This window comes from Planococcus wigleyi, assembly GCF_014836985.1.
In the GTDB taxonomy this organism is placed as follows: domain Bacteria; phylum Bacillota; class Bacilli; order Bacillales_A; family Planococcaceae; genus Planococcus; species Planococcus notacanthi.
This window is the reverse complement of sequence record NZ_JACSPU010000001.1, coordinates 1,033,322-1,059,987: the sequence shown is the minus strand read 5'-3', so window position 1 is coordinate 1,059,987 and position 26,666 is coordinate 1,033,322. Positions and strand designations below refer to the sequence as shown.

At 45.6% G+C, this 26,666-nt stretch carries 27 protein-coding genes; 6 read left to right on the top strand and 21 right to left on the bottom strand.

Features of this window, described 5'->3' with window-relative positions; genetic code table 11:
* Nucleotides 1-56 precede the first annotated feature (56 nt).
* Nucleotides 57-368 carry a hypothetical protein gene (locus H9630_RS05075; RefSeq protein ID WP_191714372.1) on the top strand — a complete coding sequence of 104 codons (312 nt, stop codon included), beginning with the start codon at nt 57-59 and terminating at the stop codon, nt 366-368.
* Here H9630_RS05075 and H9630_RS05070 read toward each other — a convergent pair.
* Nucleotides 358-1,542, bottom strand: coding sequence for an MFS transporter (locus H9630_RS05070; protein ID WP_191714371.1), 1,185 nt, complete (start codon nt 1,540-1,542; stop codon nt 358-360). The two genes, H9630_RS05075 and H9630_RS05070, sit on opposite strands and share 11 nt — an antisense overlap.
* A gap of 359 nt (nt 1,543-1,901) precedes the next feature.
* On the opposite strand from H9630_RS05070, the gene H9630_RS05065 reads away from it, so the two are divergent.
* Nucleotides 1,902-2,135 (top strand): hypothetical protein, encoded by a 234-nt coding sequence (locus H9630_RS05065; protein WP_191714370.1) that lies wholly within the window; start codon nt 1,902-1,904, stop codon nt 2,133-2,135.
* 107 nt (nt 2,136-2,242) lie between these two features.
* The gene (locus tag H9630_RS05060) at nt 2,243-3,850 is read left to right on the top strand and encodes an ABC-F family ATP-binding cassette domain-containing protein (RefSeq protein WP_191714369.1); all 1,608 of its coding nucleotides are present in this window, start codon (nt 2,243-2,245) and stop codon (nt 3,848-3,850) included.
* Between the two features lie 114 nt (nt 3,851-3,964).
* Here the strand turns inward: H9630_RS05060 and H9630_RS05055 are convergent, their stop codons facing one another.
* The 4 genes from H9630_RS05055 to H9630_RS05040 form a co-directional block, all read right to left on the bottom strand.
* Nucleotides 3,965-4,441, bottom strand: coding sequence for a YkvA family protein (locus H9630_RS05055; RefSeq protein ID WP_191714368.1), 477 nt, complete (start codon nt 4,439-4,441; stop codon nt 3,965-3,967).
* 55 nt (nt 4,442-4,496) lie between these two features.
* Entirely contained in the window at nt 4,497-4,703 is a 207-nt protein-coding gene (locus tag H9630_RS05050) for a cold-shock protein (protein ID WP_191714367.1), read from the bottom strand.
* A gap of 221 nt (nt 4,704-4,924) precedes the next feature.
* A complete protein-coding gene (locus tag H9630_RS05045; protein ID WP_008428384.1) occupies nt 4,925-5,125 on the bottom strand; it encodes a cold-shock protein in 201 nt (66 codons plus the stop codon).
* Nucleotides 5,126-5,309: 184 nt separating this feature from the next.
* On the bottom strand, nt 5,310-5,606 hold the full coding sequence (locus H9630_RS05040; RefSeq protein ID WP_191714366.1) for a DUF1033 family protein: 297 nt from the start codon (nt 5,604-5,606) through the stop codon (nt 5,310-5,312).
* Between the two features lie 202 nt (nt 5,607-5,808).
* Between H9630_RS05040 and H9630_RS05035 the strand changes: the two genes are divergently transcribed.
* Nucleotides 5,809-6,522 (top strand): 5-bromo-4-chloroindolyl phosphate hydrolysis family protein, encoded by a 714-nt coding sequence (locus H9630_RS05035; RefSeq protein ID WP_191714365.1) that lies wholly within the window; start codon nt 5,809-5,811, stop codon nt 6,520-6,522.
* Entirely contained in the window at nt 6,494-7,672 is a 1,179-nt protein-coding gene (locus tag H9630_RS05030) for a toxic anion resistance protein (protein ID WP_191714364.1), read from the top strand. The genes H9630_RS05035 and H9630_RS05030 overlap by 29 nt, the downstream gene beginning before the upstream one ends.
* Before the next feature lie 211 nt (nt 7,673-7,883).
* Here the strand turns inward: H9630_RS05030 and H9630_RS05025 are convergent, their stop codons facing one another.
* The 9 genes from H9630_RS05025 to H9630_RS04985 all read right to left on the bottom strand — a co-directional run bounded on the left by H9630_RS05025 (nt 7,884) and on the right by H9630_RS04985 (nt 19,854).
* Nucleotides 7,884-9,737 (bottom strand): vWA domain-containing protein, encoded by a 1,854-nt coding sequence (locus tag H9630_RS05025; RefSeq protein ID WP_191714363.1) that lies wholly within the window; start codon nt 9,735-9,737, stop codon nt 7,884-7,886.
* A gap of 9 nt (nt 9,738-9,746) precedes the next feature.
* A complete protein-coding gene (locus H9630_RS05020) occupies nt 9,747-10,604 on the bottom strand; it encodes an AAA family ATPase (RefSeq protein WP_191714362.1) in 858 nt (285 codons plus the stop codon).
* A gap of 170 nt (nt 10,605-10,774) precedes the next feature.
* A complete protein-coding gene (locus H9630_RS05015; protein WP_191714361.1) occupies nt 10,775-10,972 on the bottom strand; it encodes a DUF6501 family protein in 198 nt (65 codons plus the stop codon).
* A gap of 137 nt (nt 10,973-11,109) precedes the next feature.
* On the bottom strand, nt 11,110-11,700 hold the full coding sequence (locus H9630_RS05010; protein ID WP_191714360.1) for a DedA family protein: 591 nt from the start codon (nt 11,698-11,700) through the stop codon (nt 11,110-11,112).
* 89 nt (nt 11,701-11,789) lie between these two features.
* Complete coding sequence (gene odhB, locus H9630_RS05005) at nt 11,790-13,052, bottom strand: 2-oxoglutarate dehydrogenase complex dihydrolipoyllysine-residue succinyltransferase (protein ID WP_191714359.1); 1,263 nt, start codon at nt 13,050-13,052, stop codon at nt 11,790-11,792.
* A 24-nt stretch (nt 13,053-13,076) separates the two neighbouring features.
* Nucleotides 13,077-15,887 (bottom strand): 2-oxoglutarate dehydrogenase E1 component, encoded by a 2,811-nt coding sequence (locus H9630_RS05000; protein ID WP_191714358.1) that lies wholly within the window; start codon nt 15,885-15,887, stop codon nt 13,077-13,079.
* A 243-nt stretch (nt 15,888-16,130) separates the two neighbouring features.
* Nucleotides 16,131-17,777 carry a sensor domain-containing diguanylate cyclase gene (locus H9630_RS04995; protein ID WP_191714357.1) on the bottom strand — a complete coding sequence of 549 codons (1,647 nt, stop codon included), beginning with the start codon at nt 17,775-17,777 and terminating at the stop codon, nt 16,131-16,133.
* Nucleotides 17,778-17,795: 18 nt separating this feature from the next.
* Nucleotides 17,796-18,749 (bottom strand): diaminopimelate epimerase, encoded by a 954-nt coding sequence (dapF, locus tag H9630_RS04990; RefSeq protein ID WP_191714356.1) that lies wholly within the window; start codon nt 18,747-18,749, stop codon nt 17,796-17,798.
* Between the two features lie 28 nt (nt 18,750-18,777).
* Nucleotides 18,778-19,854 (bottom strand): undecaprenyldiphospho-muramoylpentapeptide beta-N-acetylglucosaminyltransferase, encoded by a 1,077-nt coding sequence (locus tag H9630_RS04985; protein WP_191714355.1) that lies wholly within the window; start codon nt 19,852-19,854, stop codon nt 18,778-18,780.
* 220 nt (nt 19,855-20,074) lie between these two features.
* Between H9630_RS04985 and H9630_RS04980 the strand changes: the two genes are divergently transcribed.
* Nucleotides 20,075-21,445: an MATE family efflux transporter gene (locus H9630_RS04980; protein WP_191714354.1), complete on the top strand. Its 1,371-nt coding sequence runs from the start codon at nt 20,075-20,077 to the stop codon at nt 21,443-21,445.
* 87 nt (nt 21,446-21,532) lie between these two features.
* Here H9630_RS04980 and H9630_RS04975 read toward each other — a convergent pair whose 3' ends face one another.
* The 7 genes from H9630_RS04975 to msrA form a co-directional block, all read right to left on the bottom strand.
* Nucleotides 21,533-21,778 carry a hypothetical protein gene (locus tag H9630_RS04975; protein WP_191714353.1) on the bottom strand — a complete coding sequence of 82 codons (246 nt, stop codon included), beginning with the start codon at nt 21,776-21,778 and terminating at the stop codon, nt 21,533-21,535.
* Nucleotides 21,775-22,656 carry a CobW family GTP-binding protein gene (locus H9630_RS04970; protein ID WP_191714352.1) on the bottom strand — a complete coding sequence of 294 codons (882 nt, stop codon included), beginning with the start codon at nt 22,654-22,656 and terminating at the stop codon, nt 21,775-21,777. The genes H9630_RS04975 and H9630_RS04970 overlap by 4 nt, the downstream gene beginning before the upstream one ends.
* A 57-nt stretch (nt 22,657-22,713) precedes the next feature.
* Nucleotides 22,714-24,228, bottom strand: a complete 1,515-nt coding sequence (locus H9630_RS04965) for a lmo1851 family serine protease (RefSeq protein WP_191714351.1) — start codon at nt 24,226-24,228, stop codon at nt 22,714-22,716.
* Nucleotides 24,229-24,649: 421 nt separating this feature from the next.
* Complete coding sequence (deoD, locus tag H9630_RS04960; RefSeq protein WP_191714350.1) at nt 24,650-25,354, bottom strand: purine-nucleoside phosphorylase; 705 nt, start codon at nt 25,352-25,354, stop codon at nt 24,650-24,652.
* 70 nt (nt 25,355-25,424) lie between these two features.
* A complete protein-coding gene (locus H9630_RS04955; RefSeq protein WP_191714349.1) occupies nt 25,425-25,640 on the bottom strand; it encodes a YozE family protein in 216 nt (71 codons plus the stop codon).
* A 58-nt stretch (nt 25,641-25,698) separates the two neighbouring features.
* Entirely contained in the window at nt 25,699-26,124 is a 426-nt protein-coding gene (gene msrB, locus H9630_RS04950; protein ID WP_191714348.1) for a peptide-methionine (R)-S-oxide reductase MsrB, read from the bottom strand.
* Nucleotides 26,121-26,651, bottom strand: a complete 531-nt coding sequence (gene msrA / locus H9630_RS04945; RefSeq protein ID WP_191714347.1) for a peptide-methionine (S)-S-oxide reductase MsrA — start codon at nt 26,649-26,651, stop codon at nt 26,121-26,123. Before msrA ends, msrB begins: the two co-directional genes overlap by 4 nt.
* Nucleotides 26,652-26,666 lie beyond the last annotated feature (15 nt).

The window sequence follows — 26,666 nt, the reverse complement described above, 5'->3', positions numbered from 1 at the left end:
TTGACGGATTATTCCGTCAAATCGCCTATTTACATTCGAATTAGGGAGGAACTCGATTGAAGCTTATAGAATCCATCGACCCGATTGTGATGCAATTAGTGATTTTACCGACAATGGTTATAGGAATCGGCATTGTGCTCGCTATCTTGACCAAAAGAATTTATGTCGGTCCGATTACTACGATGTTATTGACCTTAAGTTATAATTTTTGGTATTTCTCTTCATTTTTTCCGAATTCAAAACTGTCATTCACTATGGTTTCTTCCTGGTGCATCATTTTCCCGTTGATCTCGCTGTATCTTTCCTGGCTTTTTATCCTGCAGCCGAAAGCGATCAAAGAGTTCTTCCTCCCGGATATCAAGAAATAGCCTCTTTCTTATTAGTGAGCAGGAAAGCAAAAATGAACATCAGCACAATAAAACTAAGCAGCATCAACAACGTAATCGTGTGATTGCCTGTCTGGTCATAAACGATGCCAATCGTCAACGGCATGAAAGCCGAAATGATATAGCCGCCTGATTGCGTCATAGCCGTCCAGCGATTGGCTTCATCAGCAGAAACGGTCTCATCAAGAGGCATCAATAAGGCAATCGGGAATAGCCCCCCCAGCGCAACACCGATAAAAGCAGCCGCGATCCAAATCGTGGCGAGACTTCCGAACATCAGCAGCAGTATCCCGATTGTGCCGGAAGCCAATATAATTACCGTCCACATGAAACGATTAGGAAATCGATTGAAAAATTGCGGAATGCTGATGCTTCCTGCAATCTGGACGGCAGTCATTAATGTCAGTACACCACCGGCTGCCAGGACCGACATTCCTTTTTCAATGGCAATCGGCGCTAGCCAGGTCAGCATAGAAAAGAATAATGCCGATTGGCAGCCGAAAAAGATCAGCATATACCAAGCCCGTTTATTTTTCCATGGCGATAAAGCGACAGCGCTGTCCCCTGCTATACTCTCCACTTTCACTTCAATCGGCTGTTTCACTTGCAGCCAAACGATGATAGCAGCTATCGACAAAAGGCTCCAACTTGCAATTGCCAGCGGCCAATCAGCAATCGTGTAAAAGACACCGGTCAAACCCGCGGACAAAGTCGCCCCGAGTCCCATTCCGAACGAATAGACTCCAATCAATGCAGCAGTACGCAATGGAAAATCACGTTTAATCATGGCAGACAGCAAAGGTCCAATAATAGCGATCGCCAAACCAATGATAAAAGCGGTGCCAAGCAGAACCGGATAAGTTGGCCAAAAGCCTCTGACTAGCGTAAACAGTCCGATTGCCATTAATAATAATGCGATTGAACGCTTTAAGCCGAACTTCCGACCAAACCATACAGCCAGTGGCGCAAATAACCCCATGCAAAAAACCGGAATCGCCGTCAGCAAACTGACTTCGCTATTGCTTAGATTTAAATCTGCACGTATAGGCTCGAGCATCGGGCCGATGGACGAAATGGCTGGCCGCAGGTTCAAGGCAACGAACAATATGGCCACTATCATCAATCCCAATGTTGATTTCTTTTGCTTTTCAACCACGTTTTTTCCTCCTGTTAACTAACTCAAATATGTATAGCTTGTTCCATGGAGCAGGCCGCTGCCTTCCACTCCTTCTTCCCCCAGCGGGCTCGCGCCCAATCCTCTCGCCTGCTACGTAAAAACCGGTGCTCCTGCATCGCAGCGCTAGCTTTGTCTAAGGAGTCTCCGCTGTTTGGCTCTGTATCTCTAGCGTTTTTTCTCAGCGCGAGGCGGTGTCTCAAATATTATTCCTTTAGCTCAACTACCTATACTAAACGGGCATATTACTGTTTAAATGGTTTTCAAATTAATGCCTTACGCCAAACTTGTGTTCTCACCCTTGCATCATTTAAAATGGAGGTGTGAAAGGCGGGTAGTCAATGAAGCTCGTAAACTGGAGTTACGCAAAACGCTATAACATAAAAGCGATTTTCGATGAGTTTCCGCATGTCGTTGTCTTGTTCCGCCAAATCGGCGGCTACTACTTTATCTATTCGATGAAAGGCCTAACCCCCGAACATATTCCCGGGCGGCGCGAATATGTTCGGATGGAGTATTTGCTTAACAAGGAACTTGGCTTGTTGGAAGCTTATTTGGAACGCAAAACGAGGTAAAATAAGCTTATATTTTTAGTTTATCCGAGACCACGGGCGATTGCTATCGATTTCCGTGGATTTCGTGGTATACTCTTCTTATTGTGAAATTTAGGAGGTACGTATAAATGATAGCTGTAAATGATGTGAGTCTTCGCTTTGGTGACCGCAAACTATTCGAAGATGTAAATATTCAATTCAACCCCGGCAATTGCTACGGATTGATTGGTGCCAATGGTGCCGGCAAATCGACGTTCATCAAAATTCTGTCAGGTGATCTTGAAGCGCAATCCGGAAATGTCTATATGGGATCAGGCGAACGACTTGCTGTTCTAAAGCAAAACCATTTCGAATACGAAGAGTACGCGGTTCTGGAAACCGTCATTATGGGACATAAGAAATTATATGAAGTCATGTCCGAGAAAAACGCCATCTACATGAAAGAGGATTTCTCTGATGAAGATGGGATGCGTGCAGCCGAGCTCGAAGGCGAATTCGCTGAATTGAACGGTTGGGAAGCTGAATCTGAAGCGGCTATTTTGTTGCAGGGCCTTGGCATTTCTGAAGACCTCCATGACAAGAAAATGTCCGAACTTTCCGGTTCCGATAAAGTGAAAGTGCTTTTGGCACAAGCTTTATTCGGCAAACCCGATGTTCTCTTGCTGGATGAACCTACCAACCATCTGGACTTGAAAGCCATCCAATGGCTGGAAGAATTCCTGATCAACTTTGACAACACCGTCATCGTTGTCTCGCATGACCGTCACTTTCTCAACAAAGTATGTACGCATATTGCCGATCTTGACTTCGGAAAAATTCAATTGTATGTAGGAAACTACGACTTCTGGTACGAATCAAGCCAATTGGCAACACGTTTGGCATCGGACCAAAACTCGAAGAAAGAGGAGAAGATCAAAGAGCTTCAGGCCTTTATCGCCCGCTTCTCCGCAAACGCTTCGAAATCGAAGCAAGCGACGTCACGGAAGAAAATGCTGGATAAAATCGAGCTGGATGATATCCGCCCTTCTTCACGTAAATATCCGTTCGTCAACTTCACCATCGGCCGGGAAATCGGCAACGATGTGTTGACTGTCAAAGATGTCAGCCAAACTGTTGACGGCAATAAATTATTGAACAATATCAGCTTTAACTTAAACAAAGACGACAAAATCGTCTTGATCGGTGATCCGCTTGCAAAATCAGCGCTTCTGCGTATTCTCGCAGAAGAAGACCAACCGGAATCCGGTTCGGCTCGCTGGGGAGTTACGACTTCACGCGCTTACTTGCCGATCGACAACACATCCTATTTTGAAGGAAGCGAAACGTCATTGGTCGACTGGCTTCGCCAGTACTCACCAGAAGACGAAAGCGAAACATTCCTTCGCGGCTTCCTCGGCAGAATGCTGTTCTCCGGCGAAGAAGTGAAAAAGAAACCTTCTGTTTTATCCGGTGGCGAAAAAGTACGCTGCATGCTTTCAAAAATGATGCTGTCGCACGCTAACGTCCTGTTATTGGATGAACCGACTAACCACTTGGATCTTGAATCGATCCAGGCTTTGAACAATGGCATGATCGCCTTCAAAGGCGCCATGGTCTTCACTTCCCATGACCATCAGTTTATCCAGACAGTTGCAAACCGCGTGATTGAAATCCGTGAAGACGGAACGATCCTCGACAAGCAATTGACTTATGATGAATTTTTGGAATGGAAAGATACACAAGGCATCACCAACTAATCCAACCACCCGCAACAGCCCGCTCGGTTAAACGAGCAGGGCTATTGCTTTTTTAATACAGAAAAACAGGCAAAGCCGCGGATGTCTTCACATCCCTGGCTTTGCCTGTTGGTTTTATTTGGTGAAACGTTTCACTAAACGGCCTGCAGGCAATTTGGAAACGTATTTATTTCCTGAGTTGGAGACTTTTTTGACAAGCGCCAATAAATCTTCATCTCCTGCCCAATGCTCGGTGATGACTTCTGTCGGGAATTTATTTAAAAGCGTATTGATGACAAATACGGCCACGACAACATCGTCGAGGAATCCGCCTGGCCCTACAAGAATTTCCGGCATAAAATCAATTGGTGCGATAAAATACATAATACCGGCACCAACTGCCGCTTTGCTCTTCGCATCAATCCGGCCGTCCAGCATCATCTTCGTCAGCAAGTGAAAAAGGTCTGGAGCGAAAAGAACATATCCGCTGACTGTTCCAACCACTCCGGGTTTATTGTCTACCCATTTCTGGACTTTCGCCCGGAGCTTCTGGTAGAAATCCTGTTGTTTTTCTTCGCTTGGCATCGGTTTTTTTAAGTATTCATTCGTCATTTGAATGTCCCCCCTCCATCTTACTTCTGTGCAACTATCACTTTTGGCTTGACCATCAGAATACCAATGTTACATTTGTCGCTACACGCTCTTTATCGGCTACGCCTTGATAGACGGTGAATTTCACCGGTTGCCCAGGATTCAGTTTCCGGAGGCCATCTACATTGATATTGATCTCTTCGAAAAAGAAATCTTCGCCGTTGTCTCCAGTAATCATGCCTACACCTTTGGTTTCATCAAACGATTTTACTTTGCCTTCCATACTTAAAACCTCCCATATTCTCGTTATCCAGTCTTTTATTTATACCCTGACAAGTCTGAATAAAAACCTTCACGGCAAGAAGCGGCAACAAATGGACGTCCCTCACTTCTTTAAAGAAAGGAGTAGAAGGAAATAAAGAACCGGGAGCAGGAAAAGCATACAGGATTTTCGCTGAATTGATGCAAAAAAAGAACCACTCTGGAGAGAGTGGTTCTTGGACATTAGACTTTAGTTACGTTAGTAGCTTGTGGTCCGCGGTTTCCTTCTTCAACTTCGAATTCAACGCGTTGTCCTTCGTCAAGTGTTTTAAAGCCTTCGCCTTGGATAGCTGAGAAGTGTACGAATACATCGTCTCCGCCTTCAACTTCGATAAACCCGAAGCCTTTTTCTGAGTTAAACCATTTTACTGTTCCTTCTTGCATGTAAATTACCTCCTGTGGTAAAAAAATTTTCAATATGGAATCTTTTCAAATAAAAAAATTCACATATTCCCAAAAGTACCATCACTTGCTGATCACTTTTGGGAATGCGTGAATAGCGGTAATTGGTCAAGATTTCATGTTGTTACTATCAGTATAGCAAATTGACTACAAAAGTCAAATAAATCTAAAAACTTATCTTTGGAACCCCATCCACTAGCCATATAAGACTATGAAAAATCTGCAGATCCTCTTCGCACTTTTCGCAATATTCCATTTCTTCCTCATTCCAGTAAGCATCAAAAGCTAAATCCCGTTTTTCATGATTGGCAAATTGCAGACTGAAAGCCTGCTTCTGTTCTTCCAAATAACGCTGTGCTTCCTCGTCAGAAGAGAATTGTTGAAGAGAGACGATTTTTTCTTTCCAGTCATCAAACATCCACCAAGGTTCATAATCTGCTCGAGTGTAGACGATTTCATGCATAGTTCCAGCCCCATTTCTTCCTAATTAGCATTTTGCCAAATATTTTACAGCTTGTAAAGCGTTTTGCATGATATTTTCAAGAGATTCGAAAGTTTGTATTGACATGCAGTTTCACGTAAAATATAAGGTAAAGCAAGCATCGAAACGAAACTTTTCGGTGTCCAGGACGTATAGTTAAGTAGCAATAAAGGAGGTCCATTGCATGAAGCCCTTAAAGCCGATTGAAAATTTCATCAAAAGGCAATCCGTCAGCCTGCCTCTCATGACTGTGATGTTTCCGGTCCTTTATTTGGGTGCAGAGATCGGATTGATCGCATCTGGAGCTGTGGCAGCTGGAACCTATCTTGCCAGCAACACGACCATCAAGCAAGTTCAACTTTCATCAGACTCCAAAAATCTCGGGATGACCCGCAGTGAATTTAAAAATGTCAGAAACCAGATAAAAGAAGGCAAAGATAAAATCAAACAGCTTCAAAGCAATTATTATAAAGTCCGTTCCATTTCATCTTTCAAGCAATTGATGGATATGACAAAGATTGCGAATAAAATCATTACAGTGGTGCAACAAAACCCCAGAAAATTCTACTTGGCTGAGCCGTTCTTCTATTCCCATCTGGATTCAGCGATTGAATTGACGGAGAAATACACATTATTGGTTGGGCAGCCTGTCAAAGACCGCGACATGCGCGTCGCTTTGCAGGACACCCGGGAAATGCTGTTGTCGCTCAATAAAGTGATGGAACAAGATCTGAAGCAAGTTCTATCCAGCGATGTCGAAAGACTCCGTATGGAATTGGATTACGCCCAATTGGCTGTCGATAAGCACAATAACAAGCAACAGAAATTACTCGTTCAGCCAGAGCCTGAACACGAGGGAGACGTGGAAGATGACAGAGAAACCATCAACTCGAAGTGAATTGGATGATTTATTGGAATCGCCTTTTGGCATGCAATTGGAAAAGCAGGAGCAGTCTGTAGCTGAACAGGCAGAAGGGCGCCCTGTCGCTTTAATGGACCGCTTAACGAAAGAAGAGCAAGCGAAAGCACGGGAGCTCGCCAAGCAAATTCCCGTCGGCAATAACGAAGCGATTCTCACATACGGTGCCAATGCCCAAAATCAACTGAGCCAGTTTTCGCATAAAATGCTCGATCATGTGCAGCGTAAAGACATCGGCCCTGTCGGTGACGTGCTCCACGATCTAATGAAGAAACTGGAAGAACTGAATCCTGAAGAATTGACGCAAGGGAAAAAATCAGGCATCCGCAAGCTTTTTTCGAAAGCCAAGTATTCAGTCCAGGAAATGATGACCAAATACCAGAAGCTCAGCACACAAGTCGACCGCATCAGCATCCAGCTCGACCATTCCAAACGCGGACTGCTTGATGATGTCCAGATGCTTGAGCAACTCTATGACCAGAACAAAACGTATTTCCAGGCATTGAATGTCTATATCGCTGCTGCTGAATTGAAGCGCGATGAAATCATGAGCGAAACGATCCCTGCCCTCCGCAAAAAAGCAGAGAGTTCTCAGGATCAAATGGTTTATCAAGAAGTCAACGACATGATGCAATATGTCGACCGTCTGGAAAAACGGCTGTATGACCTGCAGCTGTCGCGCCAAATCACCATCCAAAGCGCACCGCAGATCCGCATGATTCAACAGACCAACCAAACCTTGGCGGAAAAGATCCAGTCATCCATCATGACGTCGATTCCATTATGGAAAAACCAAATCGCCATTGCGTTGACCTTGAATAAACAGATGAAAGCTGTCGAAGCGCAAAAACAAGTTACGTCTACCACCAATGACCTGCTTTTGAAAAACTCTGAGATGCTGAAGATGAATTCGATTGAAACTGCCCGTGAAAATGAGCGTGGCATCGTTGAAATCGATACGTTGAAGAAAACGCAGGAAAACCTGCTCGAAACCATCGAAGAAACATTGAAGATCCAAGCGGAAGGCCGCAGAAACCGCAAAGCCGCCGAGCTCGAAATCGGCCGCATGGAAGAAGACTTGAAACAGCGCCTTCTGGCGATCCACGATGGCAATGAAAACAATCAATAACAGCAAATCCCCGGAAGCTCCATCGCTTCCGGGGATTTTTTTCTGTGTTTTATTTGTATGGAAAGTATTTCAACAGATTCAGCAAGTATTTGAATGCCAGCGGAAAGTATTCCGGCTATTTTGGAAAGTATTTTATGCTTGTCGGAAAGTAAATCCTTATATTGGAAGTCAATCTTCGAAAAGGCCCGTATTAGCCGGAAACAATGAAAAATTATCCCGCCTGGATCACCAGATGCAAACTCCTTTTCAACAGGCGCAGCGTCTGTTCGACAAATTGTTCGAGAGAATCAGCACTGACGGATTTATTGCCATACATCATCCGGTAAAACGCCGCTTGTTCTTCTGTAATGGAATCGCCGCTCAAAAACAGATGCAGCACTTCAATGCCTTGCTTTTTCGCCTCCGAAACAGCGTTTGCCGTATCCACTACGCCGTTTTCAGCGTAGTTGTAGGCAGATGGCTCCCCATCGGAAAAGACCAGTAAAAAGCGGTGTTTTTCGGTCCGCCGTTTCAGCCGGCTGTTCATCCAGCGTATGGCAAAACCGTCCCGATTGTCTTCATGCGCATCCAACGAGGCAATTTCCTGTGCATGATCTCTGCCCCGGTCTTCGAATTTATGCATCCATTGAAAATAATTCGGCTGTTCAGCATCACTTGCCTCGTACGCATCTTCATAGAACAGGACGATTTCATGAGGCACATCCAAGCCTCTTAACACATCGTGGAAAAGCAGGACAGCCTGCTTGGTCTCATCCAGCTTGTCGATCATGGAAGCCGAGCCATCAATCAACAGACAGAAAACTGCATCCAGTTCTTTGGAAGGCGCTGTTTTCCGGTAGAAAGGTTTTGGCCGTTCTTCAATCACCAACGGCATCAGTTTTTTCGACAGCCGGCCTGCGTTCAAATTGCTGCGGACGCCTTCCTGCCTTTGCGTCATGCGCTTTTTCAATTCTTTCAGCAAAGCCCGCACATACGGTGCTTGTTTGTTTCGCCAGGCTTCGATCTCCAGGCGATGGTCTCTTTCTGCCAGCAACCTGGACTCGTGGTATACGACCTGATCATTGGCAGATCCGAATCGACCTTCCGCTTTTTTCGGCTTGCTTGCCATCTGCCGATCTTCTGCATCACTGTCTTCCAAATGTTCTCCGCTTGAATCTCCTTTGGCGGTCTGTTGGACGTCTGCTGTGCCTTCTTCTTCCCTGCCGCCTTCTGCCAATTGGGAATCTCCACGTTCGAGCTCAAACTCCATTGCTGGCGCCTCGCTCTTTTCAGTTTCCCTGTGCCAGGCTTGGAACCATTCCTCAATGGTCTCAATTTCTTCAGGTTCATCTGACTCTTCGGCATCAATGCCTTCGTGATAATGAAACGGCGGAGCTTTATCGGCTGCCTCGCCAAATGTGTAGTACGTATGCAAAGCATCCGACTCCAGCAGAAATTCAATCCGGTCCATAATCCGATTCACTACTTTTATGGAGTCCATCGTCGTTCTTGCATCAAATAACTCGGTCCAGATGAATGATAAAGCATTGAAACGCTCTCCAGCATTCACTTCGACACCGCGCAAACTCAAATAAGCCGCATTGATCAACAAATCGCTTGTAAAGCCTTTTTTCAGATTCTGCTGGAATTGATCTTCGTGGTAATCGGTGTAAACAGCTTCCCTCGTATCGAAAGCTGCAGCCGTTCCGGGACGTGCCGCTTTTATCTTCTCGGACAGCCGAAACTCTTCTGCACACAATAATAATTGTTCCCTTAAACTCGGCAAAGCGGTATCCACTTGTTTGAAACGGCGCCATGCAGCGAAGCTGAAATCGCGCCAATAGCCTGCTGCCATCAAATAGATATCCGACAAGTAACCGTTGCGCTCGATCCGTTTTGTGCGATGCCGCCAAAACACACTGATGGACATGGCGGATTCAGATGGCCGCAGTTCCACCAATTTGCGTGTCGTCACCTTCAAATAAGGGGCATCCGCCAACGCACCGGCAAGCAACTCCATTTGATGAAGCATTTTCGTATCGATGGTTTCGTTATTGAATTGGATAAAGCGATTGACTGATGCCATCTTTTCCACCTACTTTTTCCAAGTATGAGCCAAGTCCATGAACAAATCGCGTTCACTTTCATCTTCCAACTTTTCGGCAATCGCGTATCGCACGGCGCGCAGCGGATCCATGTATTGGGCCAGTGCCGTAGCATCCAGCAAACTGCGGATCGAAGCGGCTTCTTCCGACAACAAACCATTCTTCACTTGCTTCATCAAGTCTTCCGCCAGATTCAGCATAAACGACTTCAGAGTTGCGTCTGCATCCGGAAATTCACGGTTCCAAAGCTCTGCAAGTTGCTGGCCGGTCAAATAAGGAATCGGATACGCAATAAAGCGGTTCTTCAACGCTTCATTCATCGGTGCCGTGCCGATATAGCCTTCATTGATCGCTGAAATGACGCCGAAATCCGGATGGGCTTCAATCACTTCTCCGGTAAACGGATTGGTCATCATGCGGCGATGATCCAGCGCGCTGTGCAGAATCGGCAGCGTTTCGGCTTTGGCCATATTGATTTCATCAATATATAGGAAATGGCCTTTTTTCATGGCAGTTACGACAGGCCCTTCTACAAACTCGATGATGCTTTGGCCATCCCGCTGCACCAAAGTCTTAAAGCCCAATAGCGCTTCAGCATCGAGGTCAACCGAGCAGTTGATGCTTTGCATCGGCTGTCCGAAAAGAGCCGATATGCTTTCAGCCAGCTTGGTCTTGCCTGCTCCGGTCGGCCCTTTCAGCAATACAGGCTTGCGCAATACCACTGCTGACAGAATATCCTGCCAGAGATGGTTATCGGGAGCAATATAACCCGGCTTTCCGATTAATTTAGTGTAATCTTCATGTCTCCGTTCTTTACGCTTCGTGATATCCTGTTCAATCAATGACATTCTTATTCCTTCTTTCCACAGAAAAAGCCGATGTGAATCCATCGGCTTTTTGACATTCTTTATGGCTGGCAGCAGCCAATTGTACCGGCAAAAGTCGCCGCTATTCGGTTGTCCCGCATTAACGGGCAGCAATGGAAAAAATTCTCTCTATTGCTGAAGATTTCTTTTGATCACTCGAAATACGTTTTGTAGAATCCGCCAATTTTGCCCGTGTTATCCACGACAAAAATGAATTCTTCGGTTTCGTTTTTCACTTTGTATTCTTTGCCTACAGTCAGCACATTGGAAACCAAAAACTTAGCTGCGTCGGTATGTTTGCATGTGACCGTTTTGATTGTTTCTTTTTCCAGCCATTCGTTGTGAATCATCGTCCTCATCCTTTTCTATCTGTCTATCCTTCAGTATAAGGAAAACCCCGGTTAATTTCAAACCGGCTCCTGAAAATCTATTGTTCCTGCACCACCGATATACCTAAAAGATAAAACACCTTAATTTTCGAGACGTTTCACTTTTTCGTAAACTTTGCGCTATACAAATAGCGCAGCAGGGCCGCTGCTACAATAAGGACCGATACCAAAACCAGAAAACCCTGGAGGTGTTCAAGAATGGTCTGATAAGCATAAGGGAACATCCTGCCAATATTAAAGTAGATGAACATCCAGACAAAGCCGGCTGTATAAGCAAACATCAAATAGCGCATAAAAGGAAAGCGGTTGGCTCCGACGACATATGGCATAGCCCAACGGATTCCCGGCAGGAAAAAACTGAAAGCGATCGCCCATTCCCCATGCTTTTCAAGAAAGGCACTAAAGCGGCTGATTGGGCCATTCAGGCGCGTCTTGTTCAACCGGTTCAACAGCCGGTGCCCCAAACTGCGGCCGATAAAGTAGGCAAACGTATTACTGGTGACCAATCCCAAATAAGCGGAGAGAAAAGCATAGACCGGCTTAAAATAACTGATTTCCGTCAACACGCCTGAAAATGCCGCAGCCACTTCATTGGGAATCGGCAGTCCGAACAGCAACAGCCAATTAAAGACGAACATGCTGAAATAACCGTATTCCTTCACTAATTCAATAAAAAATGAGATATCCATGGACTTCTACCGCCTTTAGGCTGTTCTTATCCTTATGATGACAAAAAAAAGATAGTCCTGCAATGCAGGACTATCAGAGTGATCAATTCTTAAGATTCAAGCAACAAATCTTCAGGGTTTTCGATCATATCTTTAACCATTTTCAAGAAGCCTACAGAATCGCTTCCGTCAATGACACGGTGATCGTAAGAAAGTGCAACGTACATCATCGGACGGATTTGGACTTCGTCGCCGATAGCAACAGGACGTTTTTGGATTGTGTGCATTCCAAGAATACCAACCTGTGTTCCGTTCAAAATTGGTGTAGACATCAATGATCCGAATACCCCACCATTAGTGATCGTGAATGAACCACCTGACATATCAGCAATTGAAAGCTTTTTATCGCGTGCTTTAGTCGCAAGTTCACCGATAGTTGCTTCAATTTCAGCGAAGTTCTTTTTGTCCGTGTCGCGAACGATCGGTACAACAAGGCCTTCTTCAGTTGAAACAGCAATCCCGACATCATAGAACTGTTTCAGAAGGACATCTGTCCCGTCCAATTCAGCATTGACATATGGGTATTTTTTCAATGCAGCTGTAACAGCTTTAGTGAAGAATGACATGAAGCCAAGTTTCACGTCGTTGTTTTTAAGGAATTGGTCTTTTTTGCGGCTGCGCAATGCCATAACGTTTGTCATGTCAATTTCGTTGAATGTAGTCAACATGGCAGTTGATTGTCTTACTTCAAGCAGACGTTTTGCAATCGTTTGACGGCGTCTTGTCATTTTTTCACGGATGATGCGGCCATTTTCTTCATCAGAAGAAGGAGCTGCAGCTTTTGGTGCTTCCGCTTTTGCAGCAGGAGCGCTTGCAGCCGGTTTTGATCCGTGAGCTTCTACGTCCTGAACGCGTACACGGCCCATTGGGTCAACTGGCGTGATAGCAGCCAAGTCGATTCCTTTTTCGCGTGCTAATTTGCGTGCAGCAGGGCTTGCGATTGTCCGGTCAGAAGAAGATTGCTCTTCAGCCGCTGGATCTTTTTCAACAGGCTCTTGAGTTGCAGGAGCTTCTGTTTTAGCTGGTTCTTCGGATTTTTGTGGAGCTTCTTCAGCTTTAGGTGCTGCAGCTTCGCCAGAACCTTCGCCGACGATTGCGATTACTTGTCCAACTTCAACTGTATCGCCTTCTTGCGCTAAATGTTCTTGAACGACTCCAGCTTCTTCGGAAATAACTTCAACGTTGACTTTATCCGTTTCCAATTCAACGATGAATTCTCCTTTTTCAACTGTTTCGCCTGGCTGTTTAAGCCACTGAGCGATTGTTCCTTCTGTAATCGATTCTGCTAATTCTGGTACTTTGATCTCTGCCACAAAAAATTCCTCCTTAGATTATCCTTACAATTTAGCTAATGCTTCATCAATGATGCGTGCTTGTTCAACTTTATGCGCTTCTCCATCGCCTTCTGCAGGGCTTTGGCGCTGAATACGTCCGTAATATTTCACTTCTTTGCCGTCTGCCGCTTCACGCAGGTATGGATCCGCAAATGTCCATGAACCCATGTTTTGAGGCTCTTCCTGTACCCAAGCCAATTCCTTGGCATTCGGGTAACGGTCAACGATGGCTTTGATTTTTTCGGATGGGAATGGATACAGCTGCTCGACGCGGACAATATGCGCCCACTCGTAGCCTTTTCCATCTTTTACCCGTTCTGCTAAATCAATCGCCATTTTCCCGCTCGCAAACAGAATGCGTTTCACTTTTTTAGCATCTTTGCCCATGTTCGGTTGTTCGATGATTGTCTGGAAGTTGCCTTCTGTCAAATCAGCTACATCCGCACCAACTAGAGGGTGGCGAAGCAACGATTTCGGTGAAACGATGATTAATGGGCGAATCGACTCTTCTCCAAGCATTTTAGCCTGACGGCGTAAAATGTGGAAATAGTTTGCTGCACTTGAAAGGTTTGCAACCGTCCAGTTGTTTTCAGCAGCCATTTGAAGGTGTCTTTCCAAGCGGGCACTCGAGTGCTCAGGTCCTTGTCCTTCATAGCCGTGCGGCAATAGCATGACCAATCCGGATTTTTGTCCCCATTTTGCGCGTCCCGCTGAAATGAACTGATCGAACATCATCTGTGCCATGTTGGCGAAATCGCCGTATTGGGCTTCCCAGATGACAAGCGCTTTGTCGTTTTCAACATTGTAGCCATATTCGAAGCCAAGTACAGATGCTTCACTAAGCGGGCTGTTGTAGACGACAAACGATGCTTTAGCATCTGAGATGTGATGCAACGGCACAAGTTCATTGCCGTTCTTTTCATCATGCAGTACAAGATGGCGATGAGCGAATGTTCCGCGCTGCGCATCCTGGCCAGTCAAACGAATCGGATTGCCTTCTTGCAGGATCGTACCGAATGCAAGCGTTTCAGCATGTGCCCAGTCAATCTTGCCTTTGCCGTTGAACGGATCTTCACGGCGTTTCAGAATGCGCGCCAACTTGCCGAATGCAGAGAAATCACTTGGCCAAGACAGCAATTCTTCGTTCATCTTCGTCAGAACATCTTTGTCGATGCCTGTCGGAACTTCAGGATAGCCATTCAAGACGCCGTCAGGAATCTCGACTTTCGGGAAATCCGCAGATTTATTTTCTTTGACTCTATCGTAAGCTTCCTGCATTTCTTTCTGTATATCTGCATCAAGCTGTTTAACATCGTCTTCAGCTAATACGTTTTCTGCTGACAGCTGTTTTCCGTAAAGTTCACGGACTGTATCGTGCTGGTGGATGCCATGGTACATCGTTGGGTTTGTCACCAACGGCTCATCCATTTCGTTATGGCCATAACGGCGGTAACCGATCAAATCAATCAGAATGTCTTTGCCGAATTTCTCACGGTATTCAAACGCCAACCGTGCCACAGCGACAACCGCTTCTGGCTCATCTGCATTGACGTGGATAACAGGAACTTCATAGCCTTTTGCAGGATCTGAAGAATAATGCGTCGATCTTGAATCAAACTGCTCTGTCGTAAAGCCGATCAGGTTATTGGCGATGATGTGGATTGATCCACCTGTCTGGTAGCCTTTAACACGGCTGAAGTTCAAAGTTTCAGTCACGATGCCTTGGCCAGGGAATGCCGCATCCCCGTGAACAAGAATCGAGTAGGATTTATTAGGATCCATAGCTGCTACACCAGGTTTATCCGTAAGCTCTTGCGCCGCACGTGTCTGTCCTGCAACGATCGGGCTGACGATTTCAAGGTGTGAGGGATTATAGGCAAGTTTGATACTTGTCCCTTTTTCCGATTTAAAGGCTGCGCCCATATGGTATTTTACATCCCCGAACCAGCCTTTGGTGATTTGAAGTGAGCCGTCTTCTGGAAGGAATGCGTCATCTCCAACATGCGCAAAACCGGCAAACATCATTTCATACGGTTTGTTCAAGATATGCGTAAGCACATTTAAACGGCCGCGATGCGCCATTCCGATCATGATGTCTTGAGTGCCCGCAGACTCAGAAAGTCGGACCAGTTCATCCATCAACACAACAAGTGAATCCACGCCCTCAATAGAAAAGCGTTTTTGGCCGACAAACGTGCGATGTACAAACTTCTCGAAGCCTTCTACACGCGTCAACAAGTCCAAGACTTGTTTCTTTTTGTCTGCATCCAACTTGGGTTTGACTTCCCCAGCTTCAATTTTTTCTTGCAGCCAGCTGCGTTCCTGCGGCTGGATTACATGGGAAAATTCAAAAGCGACTTTATCCGTATAAAGCGATTTCAAATAATTAACCGCTTCCAGACCGTTTGCAATGCCGTTTGGTGCATTAGTCAGAAGTAATGATACCGGTACTTCTTTTAAATCCTGTTCAGTCAAGCCGTATGTAGAAGGCTCCAGACGTGAAGTATCTTTGGGCTGATCTTTCAGCGGATAGATATCCGATGCCAGATGGCCATGAGCGCGGATTGCTTCAGCCAATTGAACAGCAGCCAAGACTTTTTGGAAATTATTAGGTTCAACAGTTTCTGCAACTGCAGTTTGTTGACCTGTGGTTGCTTCAACAGGTGGCCCATACTGTTTGAAAAGCTCAACGTATTCTGGATCAAGTAATTCCGGTGATTCTTGATACAGGTCATACATTTCCATTATGTACCCTAAGTTAGGACCAGTAATGGAACTCCATGGGGATTTTGCATCTGAATAATTGCTAGACATTAAAAAAACCTCCAACTATTTGTTTGACGGCAGTCACTTAATTTGTATATGTCTTGTCTATATTATCACGCATCCCACTAGACATAAAGCAGAAGGCGTTTTAGCAAGAAAAGTTTAAAATTCCCTATCAATCTTACTACTTCCCCAATAAAAAACAAGGCTTTTCGTGAAAATTTTCACACAGTCTGATTTAAATCGTTTTTATCCATTTTATAGGTTCCTTTTTGCATCCGAACCTTGCCGTTAAAGGGATGAGTACAGGAAGAAACTCCCTTTTCCGCTGCTTTTCGCTAAGTAGAGGGCGGCATCTGCTTTTTTGACCAATTCTTCAAAATTATTGCCGTGCATCGGAAAAATGGAAATGCCGGCCGATGAAGTCGGGGTGAACCAATGGCCATTGATTTTCCAGCCTTCTGAAAGTGCGTGATTGATGCGGCTGATGACTTTTTCAATCAGCACTTGGCTTTTTTCCGGTGCCAGGCCGAACAGTGCGACCAGAAATTCATCGCCTCCGACACGTGCAACCAAATCTTCTTTGCGGATGCTGTTTTTTATCGCCTGGCCGAAATGGTAGATGAAATCGTCGCCGACGTCATGGCCATATTGGTCATTGATGGATTTAAAATCGTCTCCATCAATGTACAGAAGGGCAATGTATTCTCCTTTTTCAGCCGCTTCTTGTTTCAGCTTTTCAAATTGCTGAACCATCATTCGCCGGTTCGGCAATTTCGTCAAGCCGTCATGATAGGCCATATAACGGAGTTGCTCTTCCAGCTGTTTGCGTTCCGTCACGTCAAAAAGAATCGACATGACTTGATAAATTTGTCCCTCCACATCAATCAACGGAATGATTGTGGCATCTACCCAGAACAGAACGCCATTTTTCTTCAGGCTGCGGATCTGCCCGCGCCAAATTTGCCCTTTCCAGACAACCGCGCGGATTTTTTCATATTCTTCCGTCGATATGACCGCTTTTCCTATGGTAGAGATGTTGACGCCGATCAATTCTTCCGGCTGGTATCCTGTGAGTTCACTAAAATTTTCATTAACGAATTCTATGTTACCAGATACACTCCACATCGCGACAAGTGCTGCGTAATTAAGTGCATCCTTGTAGCTCTCCAGAATATTCTCGGTTTTTTTGAGTTCATTCCTCAAAAGCAGTTCACTGGTCAATTCCCTTAATACGACATGAAATGCCCGAATGATGCCATTTTCATTGATGGGTGAATAGCTGGCTGAAAACTTCGCTACCGTACCATCCTGCTTTCGTCGTTTCATAATCAGCGAAGTGCTTTTTGCGCCCGGTTTAAACTGTTCCAGCAAAAGTTTGCCGGGTCTGAACAGCTCCTTATGGTCATCAGACAGCTCATCGTAATAACGGTTGACCCATTCATCCTTCTTCACTCCAAATGCTTTTTCATAAGCCGGATTCAAGTCAATGACCATATACTCGGCCGATATCATAATCATGGGATCCACAGAGTTTTGAACCAGTGACTCGTAGAATAAATAATCCTCTTCTATTTTCTTCTGAGCTGCTACATTTCTCGTTACCGCCAGCACAAATCGCTGCCCTTTGAAATCAATGGGCGTCAATTCGGTTTCCATCGCGGTCTCAAGGTCGCTGAATAAACTGTAATCGCGGTATATATGGTTCTTGCCCGCTTTCAATGCGATCAGGTACTGTTTTTTGATCTCCCTTGTCAGCTCAGGCGGCATGCTGTCTTCCAGCGTCGTGCCCACCAATTCTTTCTTGAAAATATTGAAACATACCGGATTGACGTAGACATACTCAAACGTCTCATCGATCTGTTTCATAAAATAGACCGGATCTTTTGATTTTCTGTAGAGCAGATCCAGCTGTTCTATTGTAAAAGGGTTGGGCATCCGTTTCACCGCTTTCCATCATACGAATTGTTTAGAGACAGTTGATACCTCTTCAATAAATTCATTATAACGTCGCTGTTCTTCTAAAGATTCGCTTGAAAGGATTCGACTGTCAGTTCCGGCTCCTTGCCAGTCGAATTTGGCTGTCGACAAATAAGTCGCATTGCCTGTCAATTGAAGGCGGATGTCATCTCCTTCGACAGCCACCGCACATTTGACCATTCCTCCAGGATTGTAAACAGCCACATCGCCATACGGCACCAGGCCTGCCATGCAGCTGATCAGCGCCGAAGCTGTCATCGCTGTTCCGCAGGCATTGGTGAAGCCGACTCCGCGTTCATAGGTCCGGACAAAAATACCATCATCCATAGGCGTTACGTAACTGACGTTGACGCCATCAGAAAAATAATCATTGGGGCCGTTGAAATACTGCGCCCACTTCTGCTGGTGGCTGGTATCTTTCTGCAATTCAGGCGGCACGATGCCGATCAAATGCGGATTAGGTACCGCTACTGCAGAAAACGGAATCTCTTCCGATACGAATGGCAAAGGTTTCGCTATCCACTCGGTATGGTTAGCCAGCTTCATCGGCAGACTGCTCAATGAAAAAGAAACGGGTGATATTTCCACGGCATAGGTTTCGATGCCTTCGTTCAAAGTTTCTTCTTTTTTCACGCGCAGTGAAGCTTTCATCGTCTCTACGACCGCCTCCTGCACCCCGTCGCGTTCACAAACATAACGGGCGACACAGCGAAGGCCATTGCCGCACATGGAAGCTTCTGAACCATCATTATTAAAGACGCGCATTTTCGCATGCGCAACAGAAGAAGGCAAAATCACCAGAATTCCGTCGATTTCCGGATCTAATTCCGACAGCCGGACAGCTATTTGCGCAAAATCTTCACGCTCAGCCGATTCAAACATATAGAAGGTATTCATTGAACCATGAACTTTTATCAATGTCATTTCCATTTTCGTCACCTCTTGAAAGTAATGGGAATTATTTAGCGTACGAAGTGACCAATTTGGCCATTTCAGCAGCGGTAATTGGAGATTCAGTTTGTGTCATCGTTTCGATCAGCTGGTCTTTATCTTGTTGCAGGCGCTCCAGTTCTTCCATAAAACGGTCGGCAGAAAGCTCTTCTTCTTCCACGACATGGGCAAAGCCCTGTTTTTCGAATAGATTGGCATTCAGTATCTGATCGCCGCGGCTTTTTTGGATAGACAGCGGCACAAGCAGCATCGGCTTTTTCAATGCCAGGAATTCGAATATGGAATTCGATCCTGCCCGGGACACAACAAAATCGGTCATATGCAATAGATGCGGCAATTCATGGGTAACGTATTCAAATTGGCGGTAATTCAAATGAACATCCAGTTCGGGCATGCTGTTGCCTTTTCCGCACAAATGGATGATGTTGAATTGCTCCAGCAGTCGCTCCAGGTTATTGCGGACAGCCGAGTTGATCATGGCTGAGCCTTGGCTTCCGCCCATAACCATCAATACGGGCAAATCATTATTGAATGGGCAGATTTCCTGCCCTTTTTCAGCAGAACCTTCCATCAATTCACTGCGGATCACAGATCCTGTACATGTCGATTTAGTGCTTGGCACGTGCGCCAACGTTTCTTTAAAGACCGTGAAAATGTGGTCGGCAAAAGGCAATGCCAATTTATTGGCGAGTCCGGGAGTCACATCGGACTCATGGATGATGACCGGCACCGACATCATGCGGCCTGCCATAACCACAGGAACCGATACGAATCCGCCTTTTGAAAAAATGGCGACCGGTTTGGTTTTGCGGATGATATTGAGTGCTTGTGTCAAGCCTGCACCCACACGGAATGGATCCGAGAAATTTTTCGTTGAAAAATAGCGTCTTAACTTGCCGCTGGAAATGGCATGGTATGGAACTGATGGAAACGAATCCCGGATGAGTTCATTTTCAATCCCATCTTTGGAACCGATGTATTCGACGTTGAAGCCTAAATTCTTCAGTTCCGGAATCAATGCCTGGTTTAGGGAGACGTGACCTGCTGTTCCGCCCCCGGTCAATAAAATCGTTTTGTTGTCCATTGCGTGTCCTACTCTCATCTATATAATTTGGTATAGCAGGTAAGGCTTTTTAGAAGACCCATTTATGCTATACTGGATTTTATTTGCTAAATTGTAATCGGGTAGATTAACTTGTTCTTGAATTGGCCATCAATGCCGATAACCAAGCAATGCTTGATCGGCATTAAATGTAATCGTTCATTTTTTTATTTACAGAAGTTGATTGCGGGAGGAAAGAAATATGCACCAAACCAGAACCATGAAAGAGAAATTATTATTGTTAGTAAAAATTGTTTTTCCGATTCTCGTGACTCAAATTGCGATGTATATGGTGACTTTTTTCGATATTTACATGACTGCCCGCTATGGTACAGAAGATCTTGCCGGCGTGTCCATCGGGTCTTCCTTTTGGGTGCCCGTCTATATCGGGCTTGCAGGAATCCTGATGTCCATCACTCCAATTGTAGCACAATTGATGGGCGCTAAGAAAAAAGAACAGGTAAAAGAAGCCGTGCAGCAAGGGATTTATTTGGCCATTCTGCTGGCTGTGATCGTCTTCGCCTTCTTTTATTTCGGACTCGACTACTTGTTGACATTTATGGACCTTGAACCGGTTGTTGCTGATGTGGCGAGCCGCTATATTTTTGCGATGTCTATAGGGCTGATACCGTTATTCGTCTACAATGCATTGCGTTCGTATATCGATGCACTTGGAGCTACTCGAGTCACAATGGTCATTTCACTATTGTCCGCACCCATCAATATTTTCTTCAACTACTTGCTGATTTTCGGCAAGTTCGGCTTTCCAGAGCTTGGTGGAGCTGGTGCCGGACTGGCATCGGCTATCACCTACTGGCTGATTTTAGCGATTGCGATATGGATTATCCATACACGAAATCCATTCAACTCTTATGGCATTTTCCGCAAATGGCCCAAATTATCCTTTAGCCGCTGGAATGAAATCAGCCGCATCGGTGTCCCGATCGGCATTTCGATTTTTGTGGAAACCAGTATTTTCTCTGCGGTGACGTTCATGCTGGCCGTTTACGGCACCGTCACCATTGCAGCCCACCAAATCGCTTTGAATTTTGCTTCCCTGTTATATATGCTGCCGCTCAGCATTTCCATGGGCGCCACCATATTGGTCGGCTACGAAGTCGGAGCCAAGCGTTTCCATGATGCCAAACAGTACAGTTGGCTGAGCGTAGGCACTGCCGTCACCTTAAGTTTCGTGTCCGCCTGTCTTCTGTTTTTCTTGCGCAGCGACATTGCGGCCTTGTATTCCTCAGACCCAGTAGTTGTCGAACTGGCTGTCCAATTCTTGTTGTTTGCCGCACTGTTCCAATTATCAGATGCCATACAGGCTCCGGTGCAAGGAGCTCTTCGCGGCTACAAAGACGTCAACATCACGTTCGTTATGGCATTGGTCTCTTATTGGGTAATCGGCTTGCCTGTCGGATACCTGCTTGCCAATTTCACTGATTTCGGTGCTTTCGGTTATTGGATCGGCCTGATTGCCGGCCTCACAGCAGGTGCCATCACGTTGTCCATCCGTCTGCTGTTGATCCAGAAAAAAATCGCCGCCCGGTCGCCGATGATTCAAAATCGATGAACCTTATGAATACACATCAAAAAAGCAGGAAGAGAAAATTAAAGATTTTCTCTTCCTGCTTTCGTTTTGTCCTTTTCCAAAACAGCTTTACTCTTTTTCAGCGGCCAGCCTTTTGTACAAAGCAGCTAAGCCGTATTTTTCTGATTCCGACAGATCCGACTGTTCGATCCGTTCCAACGCCAGTTCCAATTTCTGCTGTTTGGATTTCCGGACACGCGGATGCGTCAATTCGTCGTTGAGTTCGATCAGGATGTACTTTTCAAGCTCTTCCTGTGTTGTGATGTTTTCAGCAGATGCACGCTGCGGCCACAGTTTCCGGTACGATCCAATCATGGAAGCTCGACTCCTTCCAACCCTTCACCGATCACAACAATCTGATTCTGCATCTTGATGTACTCAGGAAGCCATTGGGCCATCCCATAAGCAAACTGAAACGCATGCGGATACTTATCGCCTTCCAACGGCACATAGCCTTTGATGCGGAATACCGTATCCGGCAACGCGCGCAGCCAGTCTTCAAATTTCTCCCGTTGCACAGGTGCATCAAACTGCAGCACTTTGGCGTTTAGGTTTAACTTTGAAACAGGGGTTTTGGTGACGTCTTCTGATCTTGAAGGCGTCATTTTGTCCAGTGCAGAAAAAGGCACTTTGGCATGCACGGTCTGAATGATCTGCGCTGTCGGGTTCAATGACTGGATTTCGTAGACGACCGTTCCTTGTTCGCCGTCCGTCAATAAATCCATTTTATTGGCCAAAATCAAGTCGGCATGGCGGATTTGTTCCAAAAACAGCGAACGGATCTGTGGCGACAAGCTGTTGCGGTCCATCCAGCGTTTGCTGTCCGCTACCGTAACGATTCCTTTAAAGTTTAATTGGTCGGCAAACAACGGAGAAAAAATAGCGTCAAGCGCTTCCACTGGGTGCGCCGCCCCTGTCGTTTCAATCAACAAGACATCAAAATCTTCTTCTGCCAATAGCGTCTGGATCTGCGCTTCTGATTTTTCGGAACCCGAGCAGCAAATGCAGCCGTCGAGAATTTCCTTCAGCGGCACGCCGTTTTCCACTGAATCAGAATCCATGTTCATTTTGCCGAGTTCATTCATGAAGACTGCAGGTTTCAGTCCTTTATCTTTCATTTGGGTGATCATGCCTTTCAAAAGCGTCGTCTTTCCGCTTCCCAAAAATCCACTAAACAAATATACGTCTTTCATCGTCTCATCCTTTCGGTTACTGATTAAGAAAAGGCCCGCCTAAGCGGACCTCGAGAATTACTCTTCAGTTTCTTCTGCTGCAGAAGCTTCAATTCCCGCTTCTTCCATCAGAATCTTTTTGGCTTCCTGCAATTGCGGATCATCGCTTTCGATTTTCTTGCGCAACGCATCCATCACCGCAAATGTACTGTCTCCAGTAAGAATACCGTTCACTTCCAGTTCGTTTTCTTCCTGGAAAGTTTCAACAGCTTCCGTCATTTGCTCTTCAAATACACCATCCACATCTCCAACTTCGTAGCCAAGTGCTTCGAGCATCTGCTCAGCAGTTTTCACTTGTTCTGAAATCACACCGTCTTTTAGCTCCTGAGAAGTATCCAGGACCGGAAGAGAGGCATATGCCGGATAAGCAACTTTCACATCCGGTTCGATTCCTTTTTCATGAATCCAGTTGCCGTCAGGTGTCAGCCATTTAGCCGTCGTAAATTTCAAGTTCGAGCCATCTTGAAGGTCATTGGCTGTTTGGACCGTTCCTTTGCCGAATGTCTTCTCACCAACCAATTTGATATCAGCCGACTCGTTCATCGCTCCGGCCAAAATCTCAGATGCCGAGGCGCTGCCCCCATCAATCAATAAAGTGACAGGCACTTCGAGTTTCGTACCCGGTGAAGACATATAAACTTCAGGTTCAGCACCTTTTGCCTGGACTTCGAACAACGGTTTCCCGTCTTCAATAAACAAATCGGATATTTTAAGCGCTACATCCAATAAGCCGCCCGGATTCTGGCGAACGTCCATTACGGCCGCTTCCATTCCTTCAGCTTCCATTTCATCAATGGCATCAAGCAACTCCTGGTACGTGTTTTCAGAGAAACTCGTGATTTGGATATGGGCCACGTTATCGCCGACCATTTCCGCATAAACGGTTTCAATCGGTATTTCATCACGGACGATTGTAATTTCAATCGGCTCTGTGTTTTCACCGCGTTGAATGGTCAATGTAACTTCCGTTCCTTTTTCACCACGGATCAACATAACAGCTTCAGTGGTAGTGAAGCCTTGAATGCTTTCTCCATCAACCGCTAAAATCTGGTCATTCGGCAGAATGCCTGCTTTTTCAGCAGGTGAGTTTTTAATCGGTGATACGACTGTTACATAGCCGCCTCGCTCTTGTACTTCTGCACCAATACCCTGGAAACTGGACGAAATCCCTTCCAGGAACTGTGAAGCTTCTTCTTCATTCATGTAATCGGAGTAAGGATCTTCAAGCGAATCAACCATTCCGTTGATTGCCCCGTTGATCAGGACATTTCTATCCACATCTTCGAAATAATTATTCTGTATTTCATCATAGGCTGTGTAGAGCTTGTCGAATTCACGACGCTCCGGCGAATTGACTTCCACGGCTTTATCGTCACCAAAGGTCAACGCAAAAACGGTCAAGCCTGCCGTTGCAATGATTAAAAGGAATACCAGCATAATAAAGCTGAATGTCTTCATTTTAATAACGTGTGACGGCGATTCCTCTGTTGGCGGAATTTGTTCCTGCTCTTCCCCCGGACGTTTGTCATCCATCTATATTTCACCACTTTCATAATTGCCTTTAGAACAGGAGGAAATGTAAAGAAAAAGACTGTCAAGACAGTCTTTTTCCTTTTATAAAGGCGCTTGCGCTTTTCTGATTGTCCAGACTCCAGTGCCCAGCTCTTCGGGATGTAAGTCGCTCTGGCTGTGCGGCTGAAAACATGCCGCTTCGCCAAATCGCCTTACACCTGTCAGAGCTAAACGGGCGCTTGCGCTTTTCTTTGTCCAGACTCCAGTGCCCAGCTCTTTGGGTCATAAGCCAACCCAGCTGCCGTGGCAAAGAACGCCACTCTGCTGGTCTGTCTTATGCCCGGCAGAGGTCCGCAGGATGCGGATCATGTAAGCGTTGCGACAGGAAGTCGCGCCTTTAAGCTTACGTTCCTCAAATGGGCGCTTGCGCTTTTCTTATATACTACTCCTGAATTGCAGCATCCAACGCGACAACGATCATGTCGTTGAACGTTGTTTGGCGTTCCTCAGAAGTTGTCACTTCACCTGTCAACAAGTGATCGCTCACTGTCAGTATCGATAGCGCCTGGCGGCCGAATTTCGCTGCCAATGTATAAAGAGCTGAAGATTCCATTTCTAGTGCAAGTACACCGTATTGAGCCCATTTTTCATGTTCTGCAAATTCGTTGTAGAAAACATCTTCAGTAAAGACGTTCCCGACACGTAAGTTCAATCCTTTTTCCTGGCCTGCATTATATGCTTTCAGCAAAAGATCGAAATTTGCTGTTGGTGCATAGTTGACGCCTTTGAAAATGATTTCGTTCATTTTTGAGTCAGTTGAGGCACTTTGAGCCAAAATAACGTCGCGTACTTTAACGTCTTTATGAATAGACCCACATGTACCAACGCGGATCAATTTCTGTACGTCATATTCCTGCATCAATTCAGTCACGTAGATTGAAATCGATGGTACACCCATTCCTGTTCCTTGAACAGAGATGCGTTTGCCTTTGTATGTTCCTGTATAGCCGAACATATTACGGACTTCATTGTATAAAGTTACATCTTCCAAAAACGTTTCCGCTATGTATTTTGCGCGAAGCGGGTCACCCGGCAGTAAAATCGTATCGGCAATATCGCCTTTTTTTGCGTTAATATGAACACTCATCTAAAAAACCTCACTTTAATATAGTCGATTTAATCATACTGTTTTTTTCCTTATAGTGCAATGACGAGCCTTAACTCGCTGTATATTCTTCCCACATTTCATCGAAGGTGGATGCTTTCATGACCGGATGCGCTTTTTCTTCAATGTACTTTGACAAGTGGTCAAAGTCTCTGGAATTCTTGGGAAACGAATGATCCAAGAACATCGACTCCGCAAAACGCGAAAAATCATCAGCCATCAGTTTTCCGCGGTATTTTAATGCAAATTGATAGAATGAACGGTCCATGAAGTTCTCCTTCCTTATTTAGGGCAAAAAAAACCCGGACAGTTGTCCGGGCAACCCGTTATTCAAACAGTTTCTTGTATTCGGATAAGCCTTCAGCATCCAATTGTTCTTTCGGAACAAAACGGAGAGCTGCAGAGTTGATGCAGTAGCGCAATCCGCCAAGAGACGAAGGGCCATCCGGGAACAAGTGGCCCAAATGTGAATCAGCTGTAGCTGAACGAACTTCCGTTCTTCTCATGCCATGGCTGGTATCCAGGTTTTCTTTCACTTCTGTGTCTTCAAGCGGCTTAGCAAAACTCGGCCAACCGCAATGGGCGTCAAACTTGTCTTTAGAGCTGAACAGCGGTTTGCCGGAAACGATATCCACGTAGATGCCGTCTTCGAAATGCTGGTCGTATTCTCCCTGGAAAGGAGGCTCGGTGCCGCTTTCCTGGGTTACATGATATTGCATCGGTGTTAATTTCGCTTTTAGTTCTTCTTTCATGCTTGTCCACCCCAGTTCTTTTCAATAAACGCTGTCCGACCCGAACCAACCGAATAACGGTTGTAATGGGCAGGGTTTTTCTTATAATAATCCTGATGGTATGCTTCTGCCAAATAAAACGGTTTCGCTTCCAAAATAGGCGTGGCTACAGGTTTTTCGAATCTGCCTGAATTGTCCAGCTCCTGCTTGGATTTTTCTGCAGCGATCCGCTGTTCTTCAGAATGATAGAAAATCGCTGTTTGGTAGGATTCGCCGCGGTCAAAAAATTGGCCGCCTGCATCTGTCGGATCAATTTGCGTCCAGAACACTTCCAATAACTTTTCATATGGGAAAATGTCCGGCTGGAACGTAATTTGTACGGCTTCCACATGTCCGGTTGCGTTGGAGCATACTTGTTCATACGTCGGATTCGGCAATTCGCCGCCCGTATAGCCACTCACTACTTCTTCAATGCCGTCCAAAGAATCAAAGGGCTTGACCATACACCAAAAACAGCCCCCTGCAAATGTCGCTTTTTCTGTCTTCATGTGCTCACTCCGTTC

Excerpts from the sequence above, each read along its gene's own strand:
- H9630_RS05065 (WP_191714370.1), top strand. The coding sequence starts at position 1,902 with ATGAAGCTCGTAAACTGGAGTTACGCAAAACGCTATAACATAAAAGCG.
- H9630_RS05060 (WP_191714369.1), top strand. The coding sequence starts at position 2,243 with ATGATAGCTGTAAATGATGTGAGTCTTCGCTTTGGTGACCGCAAACTA.
- H9630_RS05055 (WP_191714368.1), bottom strand. The coding sequence starts at position 4,441 with ATGACGAATGAATACTTAAAAAAACCGATGCCAAGCGAAGAAAAACAA.
- H9630_RS05050 (WP_191714367.1), bottom strand. The coding sequence starts at position 4,703 with ATGGAAGGCAAAGTAAAATCGTTTGATGAAACCAAAGGTGTAGGCATG.
- H9630_RS05045 (WP_008428384.1), bottom strand. The coding sequence starts at position 5,125 with ATGCAAGAAGGAACAGTAAAATGGTTTAACTCAGAAAAAGGCTTCGGG.
- H9630_RS05040 (WP_191714366.1), bottom strand. The coding sequence starts at position 5,606 with ATGCATGAAATCGTCTACACTCGAGCAGATTATGAACCTTGGTGGATG.
- H9630_RS05035 (WP_191714365.1), top strand. The coding sequence starts at position 5,809 with ATGAAGCCCTTAAAGCCGATTGAAAATTTCATCAAAAGGCAATCCGTC.
- H9630_RS05030 (WP_191714364.1), top strand. The coding sequence starts at position 6,494 with ATGACAGAGAAACCATCAACTCGAAGTGAATTGGATGATTTATTGGAA.
- H9630_RS05025 (WP_191714363.1), bottom strand. The coding sequence starts at position 9,737 with ATGGCATCAGTCAATCGCTTTATCCAATTCAATAACGAAACCATCGAT.
- H9630_RS05020 (WP_191714362.1), bottom strand. The coding sequence starts at position 10,604 with ATGTCATTGATTGAACAGGATATCACGAAGCGTAAAGAACGGAGACAT.
- H9630_RS05015 (WP_191714361.1), bottom strand. The coding sequence starts at position 10,972 with ATGATTCACAACGAATGGCTGGAAAAAGAAACAATCAAAACGGTCACA.
- H9630_RS05010 (WP_191714360.1), bottom strand. The coding sequence starts at position 11,700 with ATGGATATCTCATTTTTTATTGAATTAGTGAAGGAATACGGTTATTTC.
- H9630_RS05000 (WP_191714358.1), bottom strand. The coding sequence starts at position 15,887 with ATGTCTAGCAATTATTCAGATGCAAAATCCCCATGGAGTTCCATTACT.
- H9630_RS04995 (WP_191714357.1), bottom strand. The coding sequence starts at position 17,777 with ATGCCCAACCCTTTTACAATAGAACAGCTGGATCTGCTCTACAGAAAA.
- dapF (WP_191714356.1), bottom strand. The coding sequence starts at position 18,749 with ATGGAAATGACATTGATAAAAGTTCATGGTTCAATGAATACCTTCTAT.
- H9630_RS04985 (WP_191714355.1), bottom strand. The coding sequence starts at position 19,854 with ATGGACAACAAAACGATTTTATTGACCGGGGGCGGAACAGCAGGTCAC.
- H9630_RS04980 (WP_191714354.1), top strand. The coding sequence starts at position 20,075 with ATGCACCAAACCAGAACCATGAAAGAGAAATTATTATTGTTAGTAAAA.
- H9630_RS04975 (WP_191714353.1), bottom strand. The coding sequence starts at position 21,778 with ATGATTGGATCGTACCGGAAACTGTGGCCGCAGCGTGCATCTGCTGAA.
- H9630_RS04970 (WP_191714352.1), bottom strand. The coding sequence starts at position 22,656 with ATGAAAGACGTATATTTGTTTAGTGGATTTTTGGGAAGCGGAAAGACG.
- H9630_RS04965 (WP_191714351.1), bottom strand. The coding sequence starts at position 24,228 with ATGGATGACAAACGTCCGGGGGAAGAGCAGGAACAAATTCCGCCAACA.
- deoD (WP_191714350.1), bottom strand. The coding sequence starts at position 25,354 with ATGAGTGTTCATATTAACGCAAAAAAAGGCGATATTGCCGATACGATT.
- H9630_RS04955 (WP_191714349.1), bottom strand. The coding sequence starts at position 25,640 with ATGGACCGTTCATTCTATCAATTTGCATTAAAATACCGCGGAAAACTG.
- msrB (WP_191714348.1), bottom strand. The coding sequence starts at position 26,124 with ATGAAAGAAGAACTAAAAGCGAAATTAACACCGATGCAATATCATGTA.
- msrA (WP_191714347.1), bottom strand. The coding sequence starts at position 26,651 with ATGAAGACAGAAAAAGCGACATTTGCAGGGGGCTGTTTTTGGTGTATG.